Annotated in this window: 21 protein-coding genes; 12 read left to right on the top strand and 9 right to left on the bottom strand. The window is 70.5% G+C overall.

Annotation, left to right across the window (positions count from 1 at the left end; translation table 11 throughout):
• Window positions 1-69 precede the first annotated feature (69 nt).
• From dnaK to ABTX60_RS08145, 6 genes are all read left to right on the top strand, one after another.
• Entirely contained in the window at window positions 70-1,926 is a 1,857-nt protein-coding gene (dnaK, locus tag ABTX60_RS08170) for a molecular chaperone DnaK (RefSeq protein WP_030846406.1), read from the top strand.
• A complete protein-coding gene (gene grpE, locus ABTX60_RS08165) occupies window positions 1,923-2,579 on the top strand; it encodes a nucleotide exchange factor GrpE (protein WP_352096254.1) in 657 nt (218 codons plus the stop codon). Before dnaK ends, grpE begins: the two co-directional genes overlap by 4 nt.
• A 33-nt stretch (window positions 2,580-2,612) precedes the next feature.
• A complete protein-coding gene (dnaJ, locus tag ABTX60_RS08160) occupies window positions 2,613-3,800 on the top strand; it encodes a molecular chaperone DnaJ (RefSeq protein WP_352096253.1) in 1,188 nt (395 codons plus the stop codon).
• Window positions 3,801-3,805: 5 nt separating this feature from the next.
• Window positions 3,806-4,258, top strand: a complete 453-nt coding sequence (locus tag ABTX60_RS08155) for a heat shock protein transcriptional repressor HspR (RefSeq protein WP_033310108.1) — start codon at window positions 3,806-3,808, stop codon at window positions 4,256-4,258.
• Window positions 4,259-4,524: 266 nt separating this feature from the next.
• On the top strand, window positions 4,525-5,646 hold the full coding sequence (locus ABTX60_RS08150; protein WP_502992291.1) for a sugar ABC transporter substrate-binding protein: 1,122 nt from the start codon (window positions 4,525-4,527) through the stop codon (window positions 5,644-5,646).
• A gap of 221 nt (window positions 5,647-5,867) precedes the next feature.
• Window positions 5,868-6,911, top strand: a complete 1,044-nt coding sequence (locus ABTX60_RS08145) for a helix-turn-helix transcriptional regulator (protein ID WP_352096251.1) — start codon at window positions 5,868-5,870, stop codon at window positions 6,909-6,911.
• Here the strand turns inward: ABTX60_RS08145 and ABTX60_RS08140 are convergent.
• Both ABTX60_RS08140 and ABTX60_RS08135 read right to left on the bottom strand, forming a co-directional pair.
• Window positions 6,874-7,860, bottom strand: coding sequence for a helix-turn-helix transcriptional regulator (locus ABTX60_RS08140; RefSeq protein ID WP_352096250.1), 987 nt, complete (start codon window positions 7,858-7,860; stop codon window positions 6,874-6,876). The two genes, ABTX60_RS08145 and ABTX60_RS08140, sit on opposite strands and share 38 nt — an antisense overlap.
• Window positions 7,857-8,888: a helix-turn-helix transcriptional regulator gene (locus ABTX60_RS08135; RefSeq protein ID WP_352096249.1), complete on the bottom strand. Its 1,032-nt coding sequence runs from the start codon at window positions 8,886-8,888 to the stop codon at window positions 7,857-7,859. The genes ABTX60_RS08140 and ABTX60_RS08135 overlap by 4 nt, the downstream gene beginning before the upstream one ends.
• Before the next feature lie 342 nt (window positions 8,889-9,230).
• Between ABTX60_RS08135 and ABTX60_RS08130 the strand changes: the two genes are divergently transcribed.
• Window positions 9,231-9,527 (top strand): (2Fe-2S)-binding protein, encoded by a 297-nt coding sequence (locus ABTX60_RS08130; RefSeq protein ID WP_352096468.1) that lies wholly within the window; start codon window positions 9,231-9,233, stop codon window positions 9,525-9,527.
• A 167-nt stretch (window positions 9,528-9,694) separates the two neighbouring features.
• Here the strand turns inward: ABTX60_RS08130 and ABTX60_RS08125 are convergent, their stop codons facing one another.
• Window positions 9,695-10,111: a pyridoxamine 5'-phosphate oxidase family protein gene (locus ABTX60_RS08125; protein WP_352096248.1), complete on the bottom strand. Its 417-nt coding sequence runs from the start codon at window positions 10,109-10,111 to the stop codon at window positions 9,695-9,697.
• Window positions 10,112-10,215: 104 nt separating this feature from the next.
• Between ABTX60_RS08125 and clpB the strand changes: the two genes are divergently transcribed.
• Entirely contained in the window at window positions 10,216-12,813 is a 2,598-nt protein-coding gene (gene clpB / locus ABTX60_RS08120; protein WP_352096247.1) for an ATP-dependent chaperone ClpB, read from the top strand.
• Window positions 12,814-12,825: 12 nt separating this feature from the next.
• Here clpB and ABTX60_RS08115 read toward each other — a convergent pair whose 3' ends face one another.
• Window positions 12,826-13,314 (bottom strand): hypothetical protein, encoded by a 489-nt coding sequence (locus ABTX60_RS08115; RefSeq protein ID WP_352096246.1) that lies wholly within the window; start codon window positions 13,312-13,314, stop codon window positions 12,826-12,828.
• 165 nt (window positions 13,315-13,479) lie between these two features.
• Here ABTX60_RS08115 and ABTX60_RS08110 point away from each other — a divergent pair, with 165 nt between their 5' ends.
• The 3 genes from ABTX60_RS08110 to ABTX60_RS08100 all read left to right on the top strand — a co-directional run bounded on the left by ABTX60_RS08110 (window position 13,480) and on the right by ABTX60_RS08100 (window position 16,297).
• Window positions 13,480-14,007: a YbjN domain-containing protein gene (locus tag ABTX60_RS08110; protein ID WP_053670429.1), complete on the top strand. Its 528-nt coding sequence runs from the start codon at window positions 13,480-13,482 to the stop codon at window positions 14,005-14,007.
• A gap of 388 nt (window positions 14,008-14,395) precedes the next feature.
• Complete coding sequence (locus tag ABTX60_RS08105) at window positions 14,396-15,307, top strand: hypothetical protein (protein WP_352096245.1); 912 nt, start codon at window positions 14,396-14,398, stop codon at window positions 15,305-15,307.
• Window positions 15,308-15,577: 270 nt separating this feature from the next.
• Window positions 15,578-16,297, top strand: a complete 720-nt coding sequence (locus ABTX60_RS08100; protein WP_352096244.1) for a response regulator transcription factor — start codon at window positions 15,578-15,580, stop codon at window positions 16,295-16,297.
• Window positions 16,298-16,307: 10 nt separating this feature from the next.
• Here the strand turns inward: ABTX60_RS08100 and ABTX60_RS08095 are convergent, their stop codons facing one another.
• Entirely contained in the window at window positions 16,308-17,942 is a 1,635-nt protein-coding gene (locus ABTX60_RS08095; RefSeq protein ID WP_352096243.1) for an ATP-binding protein, read from the bottom strand.
• Window positions 17,943-18,245: 303 nt separating this feature from the next.
• Between ABTX60_RS08095 and ABTX60_RS08090 the strand changes: the two genes are divergently transcribed.
• On the top strand, window positions 18,246-18,605 hold the full coding sequence (locus ABTX60_RS08090) for an SH3 domain-containing protein (RefSeq protein ID WP_352096242.1): 360 nt from the start codon (window positions 18,246-18,248) through the stop codon (window positions 18,603-18,605).
• A gap of 105 nt (window positions 18,606-18,710) precedes the next feature.
• On the opposite strand, the gene ABTX60_RS08085 is transcribed toward ABTX60_RS08090, so the two are convergent.
• Genes ABTX60_RS08085 through ABTX60_RS08070 form a run of 4 tightly spaced genes read right to left on the bottom strand, consistent with a single transcriptional unit; the run spans window position 18,711 to window position 22,580 of the window.
• A complete protein-coding gene (locus ABTX60_RS08085; protein WP_352096241.1) occupies window positions 18,711-20,021 on the bottom strand; it encodes an ABC transporter permease in 1,311 nt (436 codons plus the stop codon).
• A complete protein-coding gene (locus ABTX60_RS08080; RefSeq protein ID WP_352096240.1) occupies window positions 20,018-20,728 on the bottom strand; it encodes an ABC transporter ATP-binding protein in 711 nt (236 codons plus the stop codon). Before ABTX60_RS08080 ends, ABTX60_RS08085 begins: the two co-directional genes overlap by 4 nt.
• A complete protein-coding gene (locus tag ABTX60_RS08075) occupies window positions 20,725-22,008 on the bottom strand; it encodes a peptidoglycan-binding protein (protein ID WP_352096239.1) in 1,284 nt (427 codons plus the stop codon). The genes ABTX60_RS08080 and ABTX60_RS08075 overlap by 4 nt, the downstream gene beginning before the upstream one ends.
• Window positions 22,009-22,010: 2 nt before the next feature.
• On the bottom strand, window positions 22,011-22,580 hold the full coding sequence (locus tag ABTX60_RS08070; protein WP_352096238.1) for a hypothetical protein: 570 nt from the start codon (window positions 22,578-22,580) through the stop codon (window positions 22,011-22,013).
• Window positions 22,581-22,612 lie beyond the last annotated feature (32 nt).

The following is a 22,612-nucleotide window of genomic DNA, read 5'->3' as shown; positions in this document are numbered from 1 at the left end:
TGTTGACCGGTGGGGGGCCGTCGTGCACACTTGAGTCCGTTCCACTCAAGTCAGCTGGAGGAATCAACCATGGCACGTGCGGTCGGCATCGACCTGGGCACGACTAACTCCGTCGTCAGCGTTCTGGAGGGCGGCGAGCCCACCGTCATCACCAACGCCGAGGGCGCCAGGACCACGCCGTCCGTCGTCGCCTTCGCCAAGAACGGTGAGGTGCTCGTCGGAGAGGTGGCCAAGCGCCAGGCGGTCACGAACGTGGACCGGACCATCCGCTCCGTGAAGCGTCACATGGGCACCGACTGGAAGATCGAGCTCGACGGGAAGCCCTTCAACCCGCAGCAGATCAGCGCCTTCGTGCTCCAGAAGCTGAAGCGGGACGCCGAGTCCTACCTGGGCGAGAAGGTGACCGACGCGGTCATCACCGTCCCGGCGTACTTCAACGACTCCGAGCGCCAGGCCACGAAGGAGGCCGGCGAGATCGCCGGTCTGAACGTGCTGCGCATCGTCAACGAGCCGACCGCGGCCGCCCTGGCCTACGGGCTCGACAAGGACGACCAGACCATCCTGGTCTTCGACCTCGGTGGCGGTACGTTCGACGTCTCGCTGCTGGAGATCGGCGACGGTGTCGTCGAGGTGAAGGCCACCAACGGTGACAACCACCTCGGTGGTGACGACTGGGACCAGCGCGTCGTCGACTACCTGGTCCAGCAGTTCCAGTCCGGCCACGGCGTGGACCTGGGCAAGGACAAGATGGCCCTGCAGCGTCTGCGCGAGGCCGCCGAGAAGGCGAAGATCGAGCTGTCCTCGTCCACCGAGACCTCGATCAACCTGCCCTACATCACCGCCTCCGCCGAGGGCCCCCTGCACCTCGACGAGAAGCTCACCCGCGCCCAGTTCCAGCAGCTGACCGCGGACCTCCTGGAGCGCTGCAAGACGCCGTTCCACAACGTCATCAAGGACGCCGGCATCTCCATCAGCGAGATCGACCACGTCGTCCTGGTCGGCGGCTCCACCCGTATGCCCGCCGTCGCCGAGCTCGTCAAGGAGCTGACCGGCGGCAAGGACGCCAACAAGGGCGTCAACCCGGACGAGGTCGTCGCCATCGGCGCCGCCCTGCAGGCCGGAGTCCTCAAGGGCGAGGTCAAGGACGTCCTGCTCCTCGACGTCACCCCGCTGTCCCTCGGCATCGAGACCAAGGGCGGCATCATGACCAAGCTCATCGAGCGGAACACGACGATCCCGACCAAGCGGTCCGAGATCTTCACCACCGCCGAGGACAACCAGCCGTCCGTGCAGATCCAGGTCTACCAGGGCGAGCGCGAGATCGCGGCGTACAACAAGAAGCTCGGGATGTTCGAGCTGACCGGTCTGCCGCCGGCGCCCCGCGGCGTCCCGCAGATCGAGGTCTCCTTCGACATCGACGCCAACGGCATCATGCACGTGACCGCGAAGGACCTGGGCACGGGCAAGGAGCAGAAGATGACCGTCACCGGCGGCTCCTCGCTGCCGAAGGACGAGGTCGACCGCATGCGCCAGGAGGCCGAGCAGTACGCGGAGGAGGACCACAAGCGCCGCGAGGCCGCCGAGTCCCGCAACCAGGGCGAGCAGCTCGTCTACCAGACCGAGAAGTTCCTCAAGGACAACGAGGACAAGGTCCCGGGCGAGATCAAGACCGAGGTCGAGGAGGCCGTCGCCGAGCTGAAGGAGAAGCTCAAGGGCGAGGACTCCGCCGAGATCCGCACCGCCACCGAGAAGGTCGCGGCCGTCTCGCAGAAGCTCGGCCAGGCCATGTACGCGGACGCCAATGCGGCCCAGGCCGCGGGTGGTCCCGCCGGTGACGCCGGTGCCGCCGGTGGTGCCAAGGCCGCTGACGACGACGTCGTCGACGCCGAGATCGTCGACGAGGACCGGAAGGACGGTGCCGCGTGACGGAGGAGACCCCGGGCTTCGACGAGCAGCAGCCCGACGTCCCTTCCGGCGCCACCTCCGAAGACGCCGAGCCGAAGGCCGCCTCCCCCTCCGAGGAGGAGGGGGCGGCCCCGGCCGGGGACACGGGCCAGGACGTGGCTCTGGTGGCCCAGCTGGACCAGGCCCGCACGGCGCTCACCGAGCGCACGGCGGACCTCCAGCGCCTCCAGGCCGAGTTCCAGAACTACCGCCGCCGGGTCGAGCGTGACCGGATCGCGGTCAAGGAGATCGCCATCGCGAACCTCCTGACCGAGCTCCTGCCCGTGCTCGACGACATCGGCCGCGCGCGGGAGCACGGCGAACTGGTCGGCGGCTTCAAGTCCGTCGCCGAGTCGCTGGAGAGCACCGCGGCGAAGATGGGCCTGCAGCAGTTCGGCAAGGAGGGCGAGCCCTTCGACCCGACGATCCACGAAGCCCTGATGCATTCCTACGCACCGGACGTCACCGAGACGACGTGCGTGGCGATTCTGCAGCCCGGGTACCGGATCGGCGAGCGCACCATCCGCCCCGCGCGGGTGGCCGTGGCCGAACCCCAGCCGGGGGCGCAGACGGTCAAGGCGGACGAGTCCGCCGACGCCGACGACAAGGAGAGCGGTGGCCCGGACGAGGGCTGACGTCATAGACGAAGGGAAGGAGGGGCGTCGAGGATGAGCACCAAGGACTTCATCGAGAAGGACTACTACAAGGTCCTCGGCGTCCCCAAGGACGCCACCGAGGCCGAGATCAAGAAGGCGTACCGGAAGCTCGCCCGCGAGAACCACCCGGACGCCAACAAGGGAAACGTCAAGGCGGAGGAGCGCTTCAAGGAGATCTCCGAGGCCAATGACGTCCTCGGCGACCCCAAGAAGCGCAAGGAGTACGACGACGCACGCGCCCTCTTCGGCAACGGCGGCTTCCGCCCGGGGCCGGGCGGCGCGGGCGGCTCCTTCAACTTCGACCTGGGCGACCTCTTCGGAGGCGGCGCCCAGGGCGGCGGCCAGGGGGCCGGCGGCTTCGGCGGCGGTCTCGGTGACGTTTTCGGGGGCCTGTTCAACCGCGGCGGCGCGGGCGGGCCGGGGACGCGTACGCAACCCCGGCGCGGCCAGGACATCGAGTCCGAGGTCACGCTCAGCTTCACGGAGGCGATCGAGGGCGCGACCGTCCCGCTGCGCATGTCGTCGCAGTCTCCCTGCAAGGCCTGTTCGGGCACCGGCGACAAGAACGGCACGCCGCGCGTGTGCCCGACCTGCGTCGGCACCGGGCAGGTCGCCCGGGGCAGCGGCGGCGGCTTCTCCCTGACCGACCCCTGCCCGGACTGCAAGGGCCGCGGCCTGATCGCGGAGAACGCCTGCGAGGTCTGCAAGGGCAGCGGCCGGGCCAAGTCCTCGCGGACCATGCAGGTGCGCATTCCCGCAGGCGTCAGCGACGGCCAGCGGATCCGGCTGCGCGGCAAGGGAGCGCCGGGCGAGCGCGGCGGGCCGGCGGGTGACCTCTACGTGGTCGTGCACGTCGGCGCCCACGCGGTGTTCGGCCGCAAGGAGGACAACCTCACGGTCACCGTCCCGGTGACCTTCGCCGAGGCGGCCCTCGGCGGCGAGGTGCGGGTGCCCACCCTGGGCGGCCCGCCCGTCACGCTGAAGCTGCCGCCGGGCACGCCCAACGGGCGTACCATGCGCGCCCGGGGCAAGGGCGCGGTCCGTAAGGACGGCACCCGCGGCGACCTGCTGGTCACCGTGGAGGTGAGTGTTCCGAAGGACCTGTCGGGGAATGCTCGTGACGCACTCGAGGCGTACCGAGAGGCGACCGCGGGTGAGGATCCGCGGGCGGATCTGTTCCAGGCCGCGAAGGGAGCATGAGTCAGATGGACGGTCGTCGGCGCAATCCGTATGAACTGACCGAGGAGACCCCGGTCTATGTCATCTCGGTGGCGGCCCAGCTGTCCGGCCTGCACCCGCAGACCCTGCGCCAGTACGACCGGCTGGGTCTGGTCTCCCCGGACCGCACCGCCGGCCGGGGACGCCGCTATTCGGCCCGTGACATCGAACTGCTGCGCACCGTCCAGCAGTTGTCGCAGGACGAGGGCATCAACCTGGCCGGTATCAAGCGCATCATCGAACTGGAGAACCAGGTCGCCGCGCTCCAGGCGAGGGTGGCCGAGATGCAGGACGCGCTCGACGGCGCGGCGGCGGCGATGCGCCAGCGCGAGGCCGCGGTGCACGCGTCGTACCGCCGCGACCTGGTGCCGTACCAGGAGGTGCAGCAGACCAGCGCGCTGGTGGTGTGGCGGCCGAAGCGGCAGCAGCAGTCCGACTGACGCGCGTACGCATGTGAAGGGCCGGGAGTCGACTCCCGGCCCTTTTCGCGCGCTTTGCAGGTCTTGCCCTGGTTTCGCGGGGTCTCCCGTGGATGACCGGGTGGTGTACGCCACTTGAAGGTGATTCCGCAGAGTCTTCACAACGCTTGCGGAGCGTGGTGTTGCCATCTCGTTAAGTGGTTCCGCTTGACGCTGGGGGCGCGTCCGCGTTGGCTTTTCAGTCACATGGGCCGCAAAGCTGTGCCCACGTCCGAATCACACGTGAAGTGAGCTCCCGCATGCGTCGTCCTCTCTCCATATCCGTGGCAGCCGCCGCGATGTCCGTCACGCTCGCCGGCTGCGGCGTGCTCAACGCGACGGGGAGCAGTGACGACGCGAGCCCGGCCAAGGGCAACGACATCACCGTCGGACTGCTGCTGCCGGAGAAGGCGAACACGCGCTACGAGAACTTCGACTACCCGATCATCAAGACGAAGGTCGAGTCGCTCACCAACGACAAGGGCCGCGTCGAGTACGCCAACGCCGAGGCGAGCGCGGACAAGCAGGCGAGCCAGCTTCAGCAGATGATCGACGACCGGGTCGACGTGATCCTGCTGGACGCCGTCGACGCCAAGGCCATCGCGAGCGGCGTGGAGAAGGCCAAGGAGGCCGGCATCCCGGTCATCGCCTACGACAGGCTGGCCGAGGGCCCGATCGACGCGTACATCTCCTTCGACAACGAGCTGGTCGGCGAGGTCCAGGGGCGCTCCCTGCTGGAGGCCATCGGTGAGAAGGCGAGCCTCTCCGACAAGATCGTCATGATGAACGGCTCGCCGACGGACCCCAACGCCAAGCAGTTCAAGGCCGGGGCGATGTCCGAGCTGAACGGCAAGGTGACGATCGCCCAGTCCTTCGACACCACGGACTGGAAGCCGGAGAACGCCGAAGCCAACATGGTGAAGGCCATCGCGAAGATCGGCAAGGGCAACATCGCGGCGGTGTACTCCGCCAACGACGGCATGGCGGGCGGCATCGTCAAGGCGCTGGGGGCCGCGGGCGTGACCGAACTGCCGCCGATCACCGGGCAGGACGCGGAGCTGCCCGCGGTGCAGCGGATCATCTCCGGTGACCAGTACATGAGCGTGTACAAGTCCTACCCGCAGGAGGCGGAGAACGCCGCGGAGATGGCCGTCGCCAAGGTCCAGGGCCGCGACATCCAGTTCGCCGCCCTCACCCGCGACAAGGTCGACAGCCCCACCGACAAGGGCATTCCGGCGCAGCTCGTGCCGGTGGTCGCGCTCACCAAGGAGAACATCAAGGACACGGTGGTCGCGGACGACATCTACAAGCTGTCGGACATCTGCACGGCCGAGTACAAGGCGGCGTGCCGGGCGATCGGCCTGAAGTAGCCGCCCAGAGAGGCGGGTTCACCACCCCTGGTTTTCCGCTGCGACCGGAGCCGTGACAGGACCTGCGACAGGACCTTCGACCGGACGAACCGAGCCCGGAGATACCGGTGCGTACCGGTGGCTTCCGGCGGTCGTCGTGCGGGGAGCCGTGTTGCGGAGCACGTCCGGTCCGCGCATAGTTGCGCTGCGGAAAGGCGGCGATACCGGGGGTGGGATGGGCGATGGCCGGGCACGGGGCGGATGAGCATCCCCATGGTGCCGACCGGCTGTGCGAGACCGGGGATCGCGTGTATTCCCGGGCCGTACGGCGCGGCCGGGTGCCGCGCCGGGACGCGGAGCCGGTGCCCTGCCTGCTGGAACTCGCCCTGCTGCACCCGGACCCCGACGACATGGACTGGCTGGTGCCGACCTCCCCGCAGGAGGTCATGACCCGGCTGCTGCGCGGGATGTACGACGAGGTCAGCGCGAGCCGGCGGCGGGTGGGTTCGGCCGTCGCGGCCGTCGAGCGGTACGCGGGGCTGGGCCACCGGGTGCGGCCGGCCGCGCCGGCGGCGGAGGGCCCGGCGATCCGGGTCCTGGACGGGCTCGCCCGGATCCAGGCGGCGATGGACGAGGCGACCCAGGCGTGCACGGCCGAGGTCCTCACGGTGCAGCCCGGCGGCATCCGCCGCGAGGCGGAGCTCTCCGAGGGGCTGCACCGGGCGCTGGCGCTGCGCGGCCGGGGCGTGCGGATGCGGGACCTGTACACCCATGTCGCCCGGCACGGGCAGGGGTTGCTGAACTACCTGGAGCTGATGGGCGACGCGGTGGAGGCGCGCACACTGGACGAGGTGATCGACCGGCTGATCCTCTTCGACCGGACGGTGGCGTTCATCCCCGCCAACTCCGACCGCACCATGGCCCTCGAACTACGGCACCCGGCGATCGTCGAGTACCTCGTCACGGTCTTCGAACGGCTGTGGCGCCTCGCCATCCCCCTCACGGCCCCGCTCCCCGATACGGGCATCGAGGGCATCTCCCACCGGGAGCGGTCGATCGCGGCGCTGCTGGCGGAGGGGCATCAGGACGCCGTCATCGCGGAACGGCTGGGCATAAGCGTCCGGACCTGCCGGGCGCACATCGCGCGGCTCTCGGAGACGCTGGGGGCGGCCAGCCGTACCCAGCTCGGCGTGCGCATCGCCCAGGCGGGCCTGGACGGCCCGCCCCCCTCGGCCGCGTCCCCGTCCCTCAGCGTGCCCGATCCAGGATCCCGGACCGCCCGATGAGGTAACCGAGCTGCGCCCTGCTCCGGCTCCCCAGCGTCGCCGCCAGCTTGGCGATGTGCACGCGTGCGGTACGGATGTTCATCCCCAGCCGGTCGGCGATGACGGCGTCGGTGTGGCCTTCGACGAGGAGGGCGGCTATGGCGTGCTGGCGGGGGGTGATGCCGTCGTGGGAGGGCTGGGGGGCGGCTTCGGGGAAGACCGGTGTGGCGAGGCGCCAGAGCCGGTCGAAGGTGGTGGCCATGTATCCGACGATGGCGGGGTGGCGGATCTCCAGGGCCACGCCGTTGCCGTCGGCGGGGATGAACGCGACCTCCCGGTCGACGATGATGAGCCGGTCGGTGATCTCGTCCAGCGCCCGCGCCTCGATGTCTCCCGAGAGCCGGTCGTGGTAGGCGACGGTCGTGGGGGAGTGCCGCAGGGTGTGCGGGTAGAGGGTGCGGATACGGCCGCCGCGGTCCAGCAGCGCCTGGTCGCGGCGGATGGCGACGGCGTAGGCCGCTGCGACTTGTTCCCTGGGCAGGCCGGTGCGCGGCTGGATCGTGAGCAACTCCCGGGACGCGTCCGCCAGGGCCTTCGTGAGGGCCTCGTTGATCCGGCCCTTTCCGCTGAGGAGCCGGAGTGTCGGGGTGGCGTCCGCGACCGCGCGGTGCCCTTCGAGGTCCATAAGCGGTTCGAAGGCGGCGGCCAGCCGTTCCTCCCGCCGGCGTTCCTGGGCGATCCGTTCGCCGGAGGTCCGCAGCAGCCGGTGGAGGGCGACGGCCGGCGCGACGGGCTCCAGCCGATGAAGGTCGTCGACGGCGGGTTGCAGCAGGCCGAAGTCCATGAGACACGGCGCGGCTCGGGCGGCATCGGCCGTCACATGGCCTTCACGCAGGGCCTGTTCGTACAGCCCCGCCCCGCCGGGGCACACTTCCTCCGAGCCGTGCTCCGGGTGTGGCACGGACGTCACTCGGGACTTCCTCCGGTTCCGTCGTCCTGCTTGAGCATCCCGGACCGCGCGATGAGGTACCCGAGTTGGGCTCGACTGCCGCTGCCCAGGGCCGACGCCAGCTTGGCGATATGGGCACGGCAGGTGCGGACGTTCATGCCGAGGCGGCGTGCGATGGCCTCGTCCACGTGGCCCTCCACCAGGAGCTTGGCTATGGAGTGCTGGATCTCGGTGATGCCGTCGGACGCCACCTCGTAGGGCGCGCCGGTGCTCATCGGAACCGCGCGGTCCCAGAGGTACTCGAAGACCTTGATCAGGTAGCGGACGAGCCCGGGATGACGCAGTTCCAGAGCCACCTGCTGGTCGTCGCGTGCCGGGATGAACGCGACGGTCTCGTCGCAGATGATCAAGCGCTCGACCAGCTCGTCGATGGTGCGGTACTCGACCTTCCCTTCGGAGAGGCGGGCGACGTAGGCCAGCTTCTCCGGGTTGTAACGAGCGGTGTGCTGGTACAGGCTCCGGACCTTCACGCCACGATCGATGAGGGGCTTGTCCCGCTCCAGGCTTCGCAGCAGGCTCCGTTCGGAGACACGGTCACTGGGCTGCACGGTCAAAAGCTCCGTCCGGCACTGGGCGGTGGCGAGGTTGAGCGCCGCGTTGATGCGCTCCCCGCCCTCCAGCACGGTGATGGAGTCGCTGGTGGCCGTCGCCTGCATGCCCATCGCCATGAACGGCTCGAAGGTGTCCGCGAGCTGTACGGACAGACGCCTGCGTTCGGTGATCTCCCGCTCGAGGGGGTGCAGATGCTGTGCCAGCGCGAGCGCCGGGGGCACCGGGCGCAGCCAGGCCGGATCGTCGGGATCGGGGTGCAGGAGAGCGAGTTCGACGAGGCAGGGAGCTGACTCCACCTCAGCGCGCGCCACCCGTCCGGTGCGCAGAGCTGTGGTATAGAGACGACTCCCTGCTTCACACAGCTCGGTAATCGGGTGGGTATGCGCACCCTTAGTCCGATTAGCGCCCAAATCTCCACCCCCCAGGGTCCTGAACATGCAGGAACATGATGCATCGATTGTGTGGCCATGACGTGCCCGAATGAGCCATCGTCGTACTCGACGGGGGAAAAGGGGACCTTCAAGTGAGGACGAAGCCGACTATGCGTAACAAAATGCTTCGCTCGGTGCTTGTCGCCGCCTTCTCCGCCGTTGTAGCCCTCGGTGCACTGAGTGGCTTCTCCGATGAGGAGCGCGAAACCCGGGCGAACACGCAGTGGCCGGCGGCGGTTGCGAGCGTCGCAGCAGCTACGGACAACACCCAGTGGCCGAGCCCCGGCGCCGGCGGGGCGGGGAGCTGACGTGACCACTCCACCCGACGACCGCTCCTTCCGCCGTGAAATGGCCACCGCCTACCGCTCCGGCTGGCACTTCATCGACCTGGTCACCGCCATCCCCCACAGCGGTGACTCGTTGATGGTGACCGTTTTCGGCGAGCCGGTGGTCGTCACGCGGGACGACGACGAGGACGTACGGGCTTACCGGTGTCTGCGGCGGCCTCGGGGGGCGCCGCAGCCAGTGCGATGTGCCGTACGGTACGGAATGATCTTTGTGAACCTGGACCAACGGGACCACCGGCAGGTGGAGGCCGACGCTCCCGTCCCGAGGACCATCTCTGCCACCCCCCGCAGTGCCTGACGCGATTCCCCCGTCGTAACAGATCGCTCAGGTGCTTCCCCCCGCAGCGGCGTCACCGTGACCTGAACACGGTGACGCCGCTGCAGTTTTCAGGGATATTTCCGGGTATCGGCATGATCCGGCGGTGGCCGGATCCAATCGATCACCGGTGTGGATATTCACTTCGGTCAACCTCGCCCCATCGCCCGGGTCAGGTGAATCTCGATCACCACGCGTGACGGGTTCGGTGACGGGGTCCTGCCGTAGCGCTCCGCGTAGCGCCGCTCCGCCTCGGCGACCCGGTCCCGCTCCTCGTGGACGAAGGCCCGGCCCTCCAGCGTCGCCCAGCGGCGGCCCTCCACCTGGCAGACGGCCACGGCCGCCCCCTGCTCCCCGGCGGCCCGTACGTACCGCACCTTCGCGCTCGCCTTGTTGGTGATCACCCGAGCCAGACGGGCCTCGGGATCGTATGTGACCCCGACGGGTACCAGATGCGGAGTGCCGTCCGGGCGGGGAGTCGTCAGGGTGCACAGGTGCCGCTCCCGCCAGAAATCGAGATACGACGGGTCCGGAGCGCCGGGGTCCACGGAGTACTTGGTCGCCATGCCCCCGGAACTTAGACCCCCGATCCTCCCGGAACCGTCCTTGAGTGCACTAGACTCAACTTTGTGCAAGCCGTTCGGGTCAGTGCAAGGAGGAGAACGCGAACGTGGACGCCGAGCTGACCAACCGGAGCCGGGACGCGATCAACGCTGCCAGCAACCGGGCCGTGACCGAGGGACACGCCGACCTCACCCCTGCCCATCTGCTGCTCGCGCTGCTCCAGGGACAGGAAAACGAGAACATCACCGACCTGCTCGCCGCGGTCGACGCCGACCAGGCCGCCGTACGCTCCGGAGCCGAGCGCGTGCTCGCCGGGCTGCCGAGCGTGACCGGGTCGACCGTCGCGCCGCCCCAGCCCAACCGCGAGATGCTCGCCGTCGTCGCCGACGCGCAGGCCCGCGCCAAGGACCTGGGCGACGAGTACCTCTCCACCGAGCACCTCCTCATCGCCCTCGCCGCGAAGGGCGGCGCGGCCGGCGAGGTGCTGTCGAAGCAGGGGGCCGACGCCAAGAAGCTCCAGGCCGCCTTCCAGAAGACGCGAGGACAACGACGCGTGACCACGGCCGACCCCGAGGGGCAGTACAAGGCCCTGGAGAAGTTCGGGACCGACTTCACCGCCGCCGCGCGGGAGGGCAGGCTCGACCCCGTCATCGGGCGGGACCAGGAGATCCGGCGGGTCGTGCAGGTGCTGTCGCGCCGGACCAAGAACAACCCCGTGCTCATCGGTGAACCCGGCGTCGGCAAGACCGCCGTCGTCGAGGGCCTCGCCCAGCGGATCGTGAAGGGCGACGTGCCCGAGTCGCTGAAGGACAAGCGGCTCGTCGCACTCGACCTGGGAGCCATGGTCGCGGGCGCCAAGTACCGGGGCGAGTTCGAGGAGCGGCTCAAGACCGTCCTCGCCGAGATCAAGGACTCCGACGGGCAGATCATCACCTTCATCGACGAGCTGCACACCGTCGTGGGGGCCGGCGCGGGCGGCGACTCCGCCATGGACGCCGGGAACATGCTGAAGCCCATGCTGGCCCGCGGTGAGCTGCGCATGGTCGGTGCCACCACTCTCGACGAGTACCGCGAGCGCATCGAGAAGGACCCCGCCCTGGAGCGGCGCTTCCAGCAGGTGCTGGTCGCCGAGCCGACCGTCGAGGATTCGATCGCGATCCTGCGCGGGCTCAAGGGCCGCTACGAGGCCCACCACAAGGTGCAGATCGCCGACAGCGCGCTCGTCGCCGCCGCGTCGCTCTCCGACCGGTACATCACCTCCCGCTTCCTGCCCGACAAGGCCATCGACCTCGTCGACGAGGCGGCCTCCCGGCTGCGCATGGAGATCGACTCCTCGCCCGTCGAGATCGACGAACTCCAGCGCGCCGTCGACCGGCTCAAGATGGAGGAGCTGGCGATCGGCAAGGAGACCGACGCCGCCTCCCGCGAGCGCCTGGAGAAGCTGCGGCGCGACCTCGCCGACAAGGAGGAGGAGCTGCGCGGCCTCACCGCCCGCTGGGAGAAGGAGAAGCAGTCCCTCAACCGCGTCGGTGAGCTGAAGGAACGCCTCGACGAGATCCGCGGCCAGGCCGAACGCGCCCAGCGCGACGGCGACTTCGACACCGCCTCCAAGCTCCTCTACGGCGAGATCCCGGCCCTGGAGAAGGAGTTGGAGGCCGCCTCGGAGGCCGAGGAGGAGGTCGCGAAGGACACCATGGTCAAGGAGGAGGTGGGCTCCGACGACATCGCCGACGTCGTCGCCGCCTGGACCGGCATCCCCGCCGGGCGGCTGATGGAGGGTGAGACGCAGAAGCTGCTGCGCATGGAGGACGAGCTGGGCAAGCGGCTCATCGGCCAGACCGAGGCCGTGCGGGCCGTCTCCGACGCCGTACGGCGCTCCCGCGCCGGGATCGCCGACCCGGACCGGCCCACCGGCTCCTTCCTCTTCCTCGGCCCGACCGGCGTCGGCAAGACCGAACTGGCCAAGGCCCTCGCCGACTTCCTCTTCGACGACGAGCGGGCGATGGTCCGCATCGACATGTCGGAGTACAGCGAGAAGCACAGCGTGGCCCGCCTCGTCGGCGCCCCGCCCGGTTACGTCGGCTACGAGGAGGGCGGCCAGCTCACCGAGGCCGTACGCAGGCGGCCGTACTCCGTCGTCCTGCTGGACGAGGTGGAGAAGGCGCACCCCGAGGTCTTCGACATCCTGCTCCAGGTGCTGGACGACGGGCGCCTGACGGACGGCCAGGGCCGCACGGTCGACTTCCGCAACACGATCCTGGTGCTGACGTCGAACCTGGGCAGCCAGTTCCTGGTCGACCCGCTGACCAGCGAGACGGAGAAGAAGGAGCAGGTGCTGGAGGTGGTGCGCAGCTCCTTCAAGCCGGAGTTCCTCAACCGCCTGGACGACCTGGTCGTCTTCTCGGCGCTGACCAAGCCCGAGCTGGAGCGCATCGCGAAGCTCCAGCTGGAGCGCCTGGCCAAGCGGCTCGCCGAGCGGCGGCTTACCCTCGACATCACGCCCGAGGCCCTGGCCTGGCTCGCGGAGGAGGGCATGGACCCGGCGTACGGCGCCCGGCCGCTGCGCCGCCTCGTGCAGTCCGCCATCGGCGACCGGCTCGCCAAGGAGATCCTGTCCGGGGAGATCAAGGACGGCGACACGGTCCGGGTGGACCGCTTCGAGGACGGGCTCCTGGTCGGACCGGCCACGGGCAAGACGCTGTAGGACCGTCCCCGGTCACATCGTGAACGCCGAGAAGCGCACCAGCGCGGTCTCGGCGTTCTCGTGCTCCACCCTCACCCGCACCACGTGCGCCTCCGCCGTGCCGGGGAGACCGTTCTCGTGGGTCACGTCGAGGCAGAGCGCCCCGCAGGCGCCGCCGCCCGTGCGGGGCGCAGGGGCGTCCGGGTAGGTCTCGCGCAGCCAGTCGCGGACGTCCTCGCGGGGCATCCGCAACACCGCCGAATACGAGGTGTCGATGCCCCGCTGCACGGTGCAGTCGTGGGCGCGGGCGTGCGCGGGGCGCTCGGCGGCGCCGAAGGCCAGGGCCTCGGTGCAGGGGACCGTCGCCGCCGCGCCCCTGCGGGCGTCGTCGAGAGGCTCGTCGTCGTCCGACCAGGCCCACAGGAAGAGGCCGGTGATCAGCACGCCGAGGACCACCACCGGCAGTGCCAGGAACGGCAGGACGATGCCCCACCGGGTATGACCTCTGTCCGCTGCCCGCATGTGCACAGCCCCCTTCGTCGGCTGCTCAGGAGGACGGTTGCGGGTACCCGGAGGTTGCAGTTGACCGGATCGTGTCAGCCCTGGGCTGACAGGCTCTGTCGGGGCTTGCCACCCCCCTCCCCGCATGGGGGAGGATGGCGGAATCCGTACGAAGGGAAATTCACGGTGACCATCGACCCGTCCTCGATTCCGAACTTCGGGGGCCAGCCCGAGCCGCAGCCCGGCGGCCCGGCCGGCCCCGTCGTCCCGGATCAGGACCTCGTGAAGCAGCTCCTCGACCAGATGGAGCTCAAGTACGTCGTCGACGACGAGGGAGACCTCGCGGCGCCGTGGGAGCAGTTCCGCACCTACTTCATGTTCCGGGGAGAGGGAGACCAGCAGGTCTTCTCCGTGCGGACGTTCTACGACCGGCCCCACGAGATCGAGGCCAAGCCGCAGATCCTGGAGTCGATCGACGACTGGAACCGCCGGACCCTGTGGCCCAAGGTCTACAGCCACACCCACGACGACGGCACGGTCCGCCTGATCGGCGAGGCCCAGATGCTGATCGGCATGGGCGTCAGCCTGGAGCACTTCGTCTCCTCGACCGTCAGCTGGGTGCGCGCGGCGATCGAGTTCGACAAGTGGCTCGTCGAGCAGCTCGGTCTCGAAGAGGAGATCAACGAGGCGGAGAAGCCCGAGGACGACGAGTAGGTCCCCCGCCGGGGCCCCTGCGGCGCGTCGGCGCGTACGAACGGGTACGCGCTGTACGCGCCGTCTGCTTTTTGCGGGGTGAAGGCCGGGCGCGACCGTTCCCGAGGGAACCGGATTCCGGTCGCCGTCCGCCTTGCGGGCTCACCGGGCCCTTGCCCACGAGAGTCCGGCGGGCCGCTGACCTCCTGAAAGAACCGGGGGAAAGAACTACCCGCCCACCCTCCCTCCCGACGCCGGAAGGCGGGCGTCACCCGTCCGAGTGACCGGCTTGCAGCGGCGGGTAACGGGCCGTTACGTTCACCGCGACAACCGCAAACAGATACGGCCCCCGGCCGGGACTGCAATCCCGATCGAGGGCCTGACCGATCAGGAAGTGAACGCCTTCCCGATGGATGACTCGCAGTCTAACGCGCGCCTGCGCGCCGACGCCGGAGTTCCGACCTCCGGCGTGATCCATGTACGCACCCGGCTGACCGCCGACTTCACCGTGATCTCCAACGCCCTCGCCCAGCGGCGCGGCAGCGCGGTCACGATCGGCGTCGCGGCGTACATCGCCTCCCTGCCCGACGGCTCCTCCGTCACCATCACCGCCCTGTGCGAGCACTTCAGCGAGGGCGAAATCCTCATCTCGCGAGCGCTCAGGGAGCTCGAAGCGGCCGGATACCTGGAACGCCGCCGTGAGCGCATGCCCACCGGCCAGGTCCGCACCCGCACATACTTCTACGACGTCCCCGGCGGCGACGCCCCGGAGGACCCGCCTGAGCCGCCGAAGCCGCGCCGGGCCCGGACTGCCGTCCGGGAGACGCCCAGACGGGACACGGTCCCCGCTCCCGGTGTCGAGGAGCCCGGAAGCGCGGTGCTCGGGCCCGGTCTGGAGGAGCTCGGAAGCGCGGTGCCCGTACTCGCCGACGCGGCCCCCGAGGCCGTCGCCGTACTGACCTCCCTGCGCCGGGTCGACCCCCGACTCGTCCTCTCCGCACAGGAGGCCGCCCGACTGGCACCGGCCGTCGCCGAGTGGCTGGAGGCCGGTGTGGGGCCGCGGGAGATCACGGAGTTGCTGACCCTACGGCTCCCGGACCGCTTCCGGGCCCGCCCGGCAAGCGTCCTGGCCTTCCGCCTCCGCGAAACCCCGCTGCCGGTGCCGCCCCCTGCGCCACTTCCGTCTGACGTGGGGCGCCCGGTCGTGCTGCCCTTCCAGACCTGTGACGGCTGCGAGCGCGCCTTCCGCGCCGAGGAGCCCGGACACTGCCGAAGCTGCCGGGACCGCCTCACCGAAGAGCCTCTGCGTGCGGCCGGCTGAGCCGGTGAGCGATCTGGCGATCCCCAGCCCGGGGCGGACACCCGCCGACGAAGGACTCCCCTGTAGCAGTGATCGAAGTCCGTGAATTACGACTCGGGCAGCGAGTGCGCCTCGGCGATCGCGTGCTGGAACGGGCCGGCCGAGACGTACGTCTCTCGCGGTACTGTGCAGCGAGTGCGGCCGGCCCGGGGATTTCCGGAGGTGGGAATTCCGGAGGCGCGCTGATATCACCGGTGCCGGAATCGTGCAGAGCCTCGCTGAGGAGAATCGTTGAGCGCGCGCATCCTGATCGCCGAAGATGACGAAAAACAATCTCGTCTCATCCGGATTTATCTGGAACGGGAAGGAAACGCCGTGCAGGTCGTGGCCGACGGCCGGGCAGCGCTGGAACGGGCGCGTTCGACGGGGCCCGATCTCATCGTTCTCGATGTGATGCTGCCGCTCGTCGACGGACTCGACGTATGCCGCATCCTGCGTGCCGAGGCCTGCGAGGTACCGATTCTGCTGCTGACCGCGCGCAGCACCGAGGAGGACATGCTCCTCGGCCTCGACCTGGGGGCCGACGACTACCTCACCAAGCCGTACAGTCCCCGCGAACTCACCGCACGGGTACGGGCCCTGCTGCGGCGCTCCAGGAAAGCCGGCGCGGCCGGGAGCGAGGTGCTGCGGGTCGGCGCGGTCGAGCTGGACACCGCCCGCTTCGAGGTCCGGGTGGCAGGCCGGCCGGTGGCGCTGACCTCCAAGGAGTTCTCGATACTGGAGGCTCTGGCCCGCGAGCCGGGGCGGGTGTTCACCCGGGCCCGGATCATCGAGCGCGCCTTCGGCTTCGACAGCGACGTACTCGAGCGCACGGTGGACGCCCATGTGCGCAACCTGCGCCGGAAGCTGGGGGACGACCCCGCCCGGCCGCGCCACCTGGAAACCGTGTACGGCCGGGGATACCGCCTGGTGGACGGCTCGGCGCCCACCCGAGCGCGCGCGGGGTCCTGACCGGGGTCGATCAGCCGGCGTCGGCCGACGGCCCGGTCGTGGCCAGCGTGACGGTGAAGGCCGTGCCGACGCCGACGGTGCTCTCCACGGCGATCGTCCCCTGGTGGTCGGTCACGATCTGGCGGGCGATGGACAGCCCCAGGCCACTTCCACCGGTGGCGCGGCCCCGTGCCGCGTCCGCCCGCCAGAAGCGGTCGAAGAGATGCGGCAGGTCCTCGGCGGGTATCCCCTTTCCGGTGTCCCGCACCTGAACGGACGCGAGATCGCCGCGCCGGGCCAGCGCCAGTGTCACCGTGCCGCCCGGTGCCGTGGCCCTCAGCGCGTTGCCGACCAGATTGCCGACCACCTGGCGCAGTCGGTCGGCGTCGGCGACGACCTCCACAGATCGCGGCGCCTCCAGCCGCAGCGCGACACCTGCCGCGTCGGCCTGCGCACGGTGAGCCGTGCCGGCGGCTTCGAGGAGCTCGCGCAGGTCGACGCGCACCCGGTGGTAAGTGAGCGCACCGGCCTCGGCCAGCGCGAGATCCTGGAGGTCGTCCACGATCCGCTGCTGCAGCAGCGCCTCCTCGTGGAGGGAGTCGAGCAGCTCGGGGGTCGGCTCGACGACGCCGTCCCGCAGGGCCTCCAGATAGCCGCGCAGATTGGCCAGCGGGGTGCGCAGCTCGTGGGCGATGTCACCGGTGAGGCGGCGCTGGCGTTCCTCGCCGGCCTGTATGGACTCCGCCATCCGGTTGAAGGCACGGCCGAGTTGGGCGATCTCGTCCCGGCCGGAGACGGGCACCCGCCTCCCCAGGTCTCCCTCGCCCAGCCCCCCGGCGGCCAGGGTCATGGCACGGACCGGGCGCAGCACCGCCCGGCTCAGGAGCAGGGCGCCGAGCACGGCGGCGAGGGCGACGCCCCCTGCGACGGCCATCGTGGGTGCCGCGGCCAGGGCGGGCGGGGACTCGTCCCGGACGCCGAGACGGATCACCAGGCGTGGCGGGGCGGCGGAGCCCACGCGCTCGTTGAACACCCGCTGCAGGCAGGTGGTGAGCTGCTGCTCCGACTCGCATGTCCGAATCACCTCGAGGTCCTTCGGAGTCTGCGGGTCCGGTTCGCCTTTCGGCTCCTCGCACTGTTCCGTCCGGCGCTCCGTGCTGATCCGCGGCACGCCGGTGTCGTCCGGCCGGACCGTCACGTCGGCCCCCGCCCGGGTCAGGCAGGCCGCGTACACGGCTTCGGCGCGGTACTGGGCGATCGCGGTCGCCGTCAGCTTCATCGAGGTCCGCGGTAGCTGTCGCGCGGGTATCCGCAGGAGGGGGCGCGGGTCGACCAGCACGGGCGGTTGGTTGCTCACCGGGCGGGGGGCACGGCCCTCGAGCGCGTCGGAATCGGCGAGCAGGACGTCGTTCTCGGTGGCGACCCGGATGCGCTGGCCGGTGTCCTTGGCCAGGCGGCTCACCGTCGGCGAGAGGCCTTCCCAGGTGCTGTGCGCGAACCCGTACGCGCGGAGGTCGCCGGTGATCCGGGAGACCTCCTGCCGTCCCGCGGTGACGCTCTCCTGGACCTGGCGGTTCGCCTGACGCAGGGTCAACCAGCCGGTGGCGGCGGTGGCGGCCATCGCGACCAGCATCAGCAGGCCGAGTACCCGAAGCCGGAAGCTCATCGCGCGCCACCCCGCCCATCTGGCAGGACGTCTGTGCCCAACGGGACTCGGATGTTCGTCAAGGGGGCGCTTCCGGCCGAAACGACTGTGGAGTGGCGCATTTCCTCTTCCGGTGTTTTCGGTCTCTCATGGACATTAATCGGACGGTTGAGGGCGGAATTATTTCTTCAGTGTCTTTTCGGCTGTGATCGTACTGACGCCACTTGCGCACCGATTGGTGCTGTGGTCGCTGTTTCGCTCAGGTGTCGTCCAGCGGTCTGGGGAAGCAGCGCCAACCGAGAACGCATTCATGGGGGTTCAAAAGTGAAGCGTCGAATCGCAGCTGTCGTACCCGCCCTGGCGGCGGTGGCCATGGCCGTCCCGCTCGCCCTCTCCACCCCGGCCACCGCGGCCGCGTCCTGCGGCAGGACCGCCTCCGACATGGACAGCAGCGCCTGGAACAGGACGGCCAACGGCGCCAACGAGAGAAGCGGATCCAGCACCAGCTGTGCCAGCAACGGCATCGCCTACAACACCCACCGCCTCGACTACCACTGCTACACGCGCATCGGCAACACCAATGAGACCTGGACGTACCTCCGGAACGACACCACCGGTACGTCCGGCTGGGTCCGCGACGACCTCCTGAGCGACGGCGGCAGTCTCGTCTACTGCGGCTTCTAGCACGCCCGCCGGCATCTACGCGAGAGTGCCGGCCAAGCAGGACTGATGGTGCGTCAGGGGCGGTCTCGCCGAGGCCGCCCCTGACTCGTACGACGGACGGGCCGCTCAGGAGCCGGACAGGGCCTCCGTCGGTGACAGCCGGCTCGCCCGTACCGCCGGATACAGTCCGGCGATCATGCCGATGACCAGGGTGCAGCCGATCCCCGCCGCACTCGCCCACACCGGGACGACCGTCGGCCAGTCGCGGCTGAGGGCGTAGACCGCCGTGATCACCGTCCCCAGCACCGTTCCGCCGAGGCCGCCGATGAGCGACAGCAGCAGCGACTCCGTCACGAACTGGGTCCGGATCTGGCCGCGGGTCGCCCCCAGCGCCCGGCGCAGGCCGATCTCGGGGCGCCGCTCCAGCACCGAGATGACCATCGTGTTGCCGACCCCGACGCCACCGACGAGCAGCGCCACGCCACCGAGGCCGAGCAGCAGCCCGGTGAGCGCCGACTCGGTGGCCTCGCGGGCGGCGAGCGCGTCGGAGGGCCGGGAGATCCGGACCTGTCCCGGTTTCTCGGGGTACGCCGTGGCCGGCAGCACGCCTCGTACCTCCGCGATCTGGCTGTCCTCGGCGCGGACGTAGACCGTCGACGGATGGCCGTCGAAGCGCAGGTACGTCCGGGCCGCCGGCCAGCCGACCAGCGCCGCGCTGTCGAGCTCCGGCGCGAGCGGTACGGGATCGAGGACGCCGACGAGGGAGAACCAGCGGCCGCCGAGCCAGACCCGGGTCCCCGGTGTGTACACGTCGAGCCGGCCCGCGGCCGTGGAGCCGAGCACGACCGCGGGGTACTGCTCGGTCGCGGAATCCAGCCAGCGGCCCCGGCGGACGTGGCCGCCGACGGCCGGGAGCAGGTGCCTGTCGGCCGCGAGGACCTCGAGGGAGCCGGTGCGTCCGATGGCGATGTGCTCATTGCGGTAGATGTGCGCGTCGGTGGCGCCGGTGGCGGCGATCTGCTGCACGGGTGGGATACGGCCGATCATCGCGACGGCCTCGTGGGGCAGTTTGGCCTTCGTGCCGTCGAGTGAGTCGCCGGGGGCGACCCGCAGCAGGTTGGTGCCGAGCGCGTCGAGTCGGCGGTCCACCTCCGCCCGGCCGGAGCCGGAGATTCCGACCACCGCGATCATGGCGGCGACGCCGATCGCGATCCCGAGCGCGGAGAGGAAGATCCGCAGCGGACGAGTCCGCAGCCCGGTCCCGCCGAGCCGCACGATGTCCTGAGGACCGAGGCGGGCGGCCCGCAGTCGGCCGCCCGCGCCACCGGCGTCGTCGCCCGCCCGTCCGCGGCCACGTCCGCCACCCCTGCGGGGGCCGGACGGCGGGGTCGCGGGGGCGTCGTCCATGGGCGGGCCGTTCGTCGTGACGTCGGTCATCGGACCGCCTCGTCCGGCGCGGCATCGGTCGCGGTGTCCGCCACCACGCGGCCGTCGCGCATCTCGATACGGCGGGGCAGCACGGCCGCGATCTCCCGGTCGTGGGTGATGATCACGACCGTGGTCCCGGCGGCGTTCAGCTCGCGCAGCAGACCGAGTACGGCCTCTCCCGAAGCGGAGTCCAGGTTGCCGGTCGGCTCGTCCGCCAGCAGGACCGCCGGTTCGCCGATCACCGCCCGGGCCACCGCCACCCGCTGGCGCTCGCCGCCGGACAACTGGTGCGGGAGGTGGTGGACGCGGTGGCTGAGGCCGACCCGTTCCAGCGCCGCCGCCGCGCCGGCCCGGCGGCGGCGCAGCGGTACTCCGGCGTACAGCAGCCCGTCGGCCACGGAGTCCAGGACGGGAACCCCCACCGCCAGATGGAACTGCTGGAAGACGAAGCCGATCCGGGTGGCCCGCAGCGCCGACACCTCACGGTCCGTCAGCTTCGCCACGTCGTGGCCGTCGACCAGCACCCGCCCGGCGGAGGGCCGATCGAGGCTGCCCATGAGGTTCAGCATGCTGGACTTGCCCGAGCCCGACGGGCCGACGACCGCGACGAGTTCGCCGCGCCCGATGCGCAAGGTCACGTCCCGTACCGCCGCCACACCACCGGGGTACGTCTTGGAGACCGCGTCGAACTCCACGACCGCCGATGCTCCGCTCACTCCGGGATCCTCACGTTCATGCCCTCGCGAACCGCGCTTCCGCTCACTTCCACCCGGCCGTCCGCGAAGAGCCCGGTCTTCACCGCGACGAACCGGCCGTCCGCGGTCTCCAGGCCGTGGCCGCCCTCGGCCAGGGCGACCAGCGCGGCGACCGGGACGGTGAGGACGTCCGCCCGCTCCCGCCCCACGTACTCGACGGTGACCGGCGCGCTCTCCAGCCGTCCCACGGACTTCTGGTCCTTGACGGTGATGGTCACCGGAACCGTCGGTGCCGCGGGGCCGTCCTCCCCGCCTCCCCCCTCGGGCGCGGTCGCGCTCTTCCCCACCGAGGCCACCTCGCCCTTCACCGATTTCCCGTCGGGCAGCCCGATCGTGACGGCGGCGCCGCGCACGGCCCAGGAGTCCTCCGCCGCCGAGGCGTTGACGACGACCTTCCGAGACGTACCGGTGTACGTGAGGACGTCATCGGTGGCGGGCGAGCCGAGCCGGACACCCGCGTGGCCGATCCGTACCTTGCCGGCGGAGTAGACGACGTCCCCGATGCCGACCGTGCCGGTCTGGGGAAGTCCGAGGGATCTCTGCCAGCGCTTGACCGCGCGGGCGGTGAGGTCGGTGAACTCCTCGTCGACGGTGAAGCCGGTGTAGCCGAGAGCGGCGAGATTGCTCTCGAACTGCAGTACGTCCATGCCGCGCAGCGTGCGCCCTGTCCCTCCGGCCCCGGCGCCGCCCGGCGTCGGTGATCCGGAGGGGGCCGGTGATCCGGAGGGGTCCGGATCACCGGAGGTCTCGTCCGTGCGGCCCTGGTCACCCGAGCCCTCGGCGTCCCCCGCGGGGCCGGAATTCTGCCGGGTGCCCGCGGCCAGGCCCAGCTCCCGGTACATCGGCAGCGTCCCGTACAGCAGCACCACCGGCCGGTCGTCGACGCGCAGCAGAGTGCCGCCGCGCTTCACGGTCGTGCCCTCCGCGGGCAGCCAGGTCACGGTGCCCGTCGCCTTGACGGGCAGCGGTATCTCAGTGCCGTATCCCAACTGGCCGTCCACCGTGGTGCGTTCGGTCAGTGTGGTCCGGGTGACCGGGACGGTGGAGCCTGAGCGGGGCGGGGCGGAGGAGCCCGCCTGCGACCCGCCTCCGCCGAGGCCCAGCGCACCGACCACGGCGACTGCCGCCACGACGACCAGAGCCGACGCCACCAGGACCGTTCGGCGTCCGCGCCGACCGCGCGGCGGCGGCGCGGGAGCCGCCCCGTGCTCGTGATCGGCCTGCACAACCGTCTCCGCCATCGTCAGCCCTTGCCCGCGGGCTGGTCCGCCGGGTCACCGATGATCGGAGCGCAGACACGGGTGGCACGCTTGGCTCCCGCCGACGTCTGGTTCCACTCGGAGCCCTGCGCGGTCCCGTCGGGGCCGGGATCGGGGAAGTCGGGGGCGCCGTTCTTCTGCATGCAGTCGGCGTAGTCACGCTTGACCTTGATCTGCTCGGGGGAGAGCGTGGGCTGGTTGGCGTTCTCAAGGCTCTCGGGGACGGCCGCCTTGAGCGAGGCGCACTTCTCGGAGGCGTCCAGGAACTTCGTGTTCTTCTTCAGCGCCGCGTTGTCGCCGAAGTCGACCTGCCCCTTGGCGTCCGGGTCGGGGGCGTCGACCCCGTTCTTCCGCAGACAATTCACCCACTCGCGCTGGGCGTTGACGTACGCGGCCACGTCGTCGCCGCCACTCGGCGCGGTCGTCTTGCCGGATGCCCTGTCACCGCCCGCGGTCGGGACCTTCGGGGTGTCGCCCTCGTCCCCGCAGCCGGCCAGGGTGATCGCCATGACCGACGCCGTCACCACGGCCATCAGCACCCGGTTCGTCCTCATCGGTTCTCCCGCCTCCTGTCGCGCCCGGCCGC

Source organism: Streptomyces sp. NPDC126510 (genome assembly GCF_040302345.1).
Lineage (GTDB): Bacteria > Actinomycetota > Actinomycetes > Streptomycetales > Streptomycetaceae > Streptomyces.
Note: the sequence above shows the minus strand (reverse complement) of the source record. Positions and strands in the feature narration are given on the sequence as shown.

Bases quoted from the DNA above. Each gene is read 5' to 3' on its own strand.
- dnaK (WP_030846406.1), top strand. From the start codon at position 70: ATGGCACGTGCGGTCGGCATCGACCTGGGCACGACTAACTCCGTCGTC.
- dnaJ (WP_352096253.1), top strand. From the start codon at position 2,613: ATGAGCACCAAGGACTTCATCGAGAAGGACTACTACAAGGTCCTCGGC.
- ABTX60_RS08155 (WP_033310108.1), top strand. From the start codon at position 3,806: ATGGACGGTCGTCGGCGCAATCCGTATGAACTGACCGAGGAGACCCCG.
- ABTX60_RS08145 (WP_352096251.1), top strand. From the start codon at position 5,868: ATGGCCGGGCACGGGGCGGATGAGCATCCCCATGGTGCCGACCGGCTG.
- ABTX60_RS08135 (WP_352096249.1), bottom strand. From the start codon at position 8,888: ATGTTCAGGACCCTGGGGGGTGGAGATTTGGGCGCTAATCGGACTAAG.
- ABTX60_RS08130 (WP_352096468.1), top strand. From the start codon at position 9,231: ATGGCCACCGCCTACCGCTCCGGCTGGCACTTCATCGACCTGGTCACC.
- ABTX60_RS08125 (WP_352096248.1), bottom strand. From the start codon at position 10,111: ATGGCGACCAAGTACTCCGTGGACCCCGGCGCTCCGGACCCGTCGTAT.
- ABTX60_RS08115 (WP_352096246.1), bottom strand. From the start codon at position 13,314: ATGCGGGCAGCGGACAGAGGTCATACCCGGTGGGGCATCGTCCTGCCG.
- ABTX60_RS08105 (WP_352096245.1), top strand. From the start codon at position 14,396: ATGGATGACTCGCAGTCTAACGCGCGCCTGCGCGCCGACGCCGGAGTT.
- ABTX60_RS08095 (WP_352096243.1), bottom strand. From the start codon at position 17,942: ATGAGCTTCCGGCTTCGGGTACTCGGCCTGCTGATGCTGGTCGCGATG.
- ABTX60_RS08085 (WP_352096241.1), bottom strand. From the start codon at position 20,021: ATGACCGACGTCACGACGAACGGCCCGCCCATGGACGACGCCCCCGCG.
- ABTX60_RS08075 (WP_352096239.1), bottom strand. From the start codon at position 22,008: ATGGCGGAGACGGTTGTGCAGGCCGATCACGAGCACGGGGCGGCTCCC.
- ABTX60_RS08070 (WP_352096238.1), bottom strand. From the start codon at position 22,580: ATGAGGACGAACCGGGTGCTGATGGCCGTGGTGACGGCGTCGGTCATG.